Here is a 1,469-nt window from a genome sequence, read left to right on the forward strand (position 1 = left end):
CTGCCTTGCTGTATCTGGCGAAGCGTTGTGTTCGTCAGCAGCAGAGAAGTGAGATTATGCAGTGTTTCGCTTAACTCGTCAACCCCTCGTTCGCTCCGTTTTCAGATTTCTCCGAAGAACTAGTTATCGTAAGCATTTGATTACGTTAACCTTTTTCAGTTCTGTGCGCTGGCTTTCACCATGACACCCTGAAGCGGAGGCGAACTATAACAACACCGGGCGCGCTTTGCAAGGGCTTTCCTTGACAGTCAGGAAGCATTCGGCGCGCGCTACGCTCAGGCGGGGCTCGTCGCTCGATGCCACAAGTGTGCATGCGTTGAAGGAAGGACAATTTCCGCGTACTGTTAAGGTATGGAAAAAGAGCTGACTGAAACCGAACAACTCGACGCTGGAATGCGCAATATCATCGAGGAAGCGCGCGTCATTCTCCCCGGGGTCCAGGCCCTGTTTGGATTTCAAACCATCGCCGTGTTCAGCGATCGCTTTGCCGAGCTGGCCTACTACGCGAAGGCCTGCCATGCCGTCGGCCTCATCATGGTGATCGTGTCTGTTGCGATGGTGATGACGCCGGCGATCTATTACCGGACATGCCACGGCCACGCTACCCGATCGATGGTGAGCTTATCGTCGACCATGATACGTGGCGCCCTGGCGCCGCTCGCGATCGGCCTGGCGCTCGACATGTTCACGGTCATCCATGTGGTGACAGTCGGCATGCCGGAGCACATGATGCTGAGCGTCGCCGCCGCGCTGGGGACTCTGGCGCTCTTGACCAGCCTCTGGTTTATCCTCCCGCGCCAGGCCAGGGCGCTGGTGCGCAGGGAAAGGACAGTGACCAGGCAACCCGGCTAGTGAGAATTGTCGAACAGATGGGTTGTACGCTAGCCGGAAAATGGATGTCGCGACATCGATCGAACTCAGATCGAACCGTGCACCCGCACGGCGGTCAAAGCACGTTCCCTGCACGACGCAGCCGATGAATTTGAACTGGGCTTCACTCGCTGACCCGCGCTTCGATTATCGGGGGGAGCGCATCCGTGAGTGCTAGCCCAGCCGTGCAACGTACCGGCGACTTCGGCGCATACACGAAAAAATGGATGCGTCACTCCATCACCTACCGGGTCGCGGTGTCGCACAGTTGGGAATCCTGGACGGGAAACTGACCAGGTAGAAGCCTCGGTTGACTGCCGGGGCTTCCTTTTGTCACGACATAGGGGCGCGGTGGCGCTCGCGGAGGTCCACTTGGGCGCCCGCCTTCGCGGGTGCGACGGTTCATAGTGCAGGACCACCCTATCGTTCCCGACCAACGCCCCCCTACACGTCGTATGCGCCACTGGCATTGTCCACGCCAATTCCGCCGCGCAGAGATAGCTCACGCTCGATGCGATACCGCTCGAATACCCAACGCCCAAACGCAAAAAAACCCGCAGAGATCACTCTGCGGGTTTTTTCTTATAACTAGCCTGACG

At 58.2% G+C, this 1,469-nt stretch carries 1 protein-coding gene; it reads left to right on the top strand.

From position 1 onward, the window contains the following. Nucleotides 1-351 precede the first annotated feature (351 nt). Entirely contained in the window at nt 352-852 is a 501-nt protein-coding gene (locus BM031_RS24850; protein WP_091877635.1) for a DUF6328 family protein, read from the top strand. Nucleotides 853-1,469 lie beyond the last annotated feature (617 nt).

Source organism: Massilia yuzhufengensis (genome assembly GCF_900112225.1).
GTDB classification, from domain to species: Bacteria; Pseudomonadota; Gammaproteobacteria; order Burkholderiales; family Burkholderiaceae_D; genus Telluria; species Telluria yuzhufengensis.

Bases quoted from the DNA above. Each gene is read 5' to 3' on its own strand.
- BM031_RS24850 (WP_091877635.1), top strand. From the start codon at position 352: ATGGAAAAAGAGCTGACTGAAACCGAACAACTCGACGCTGGAATGCGC.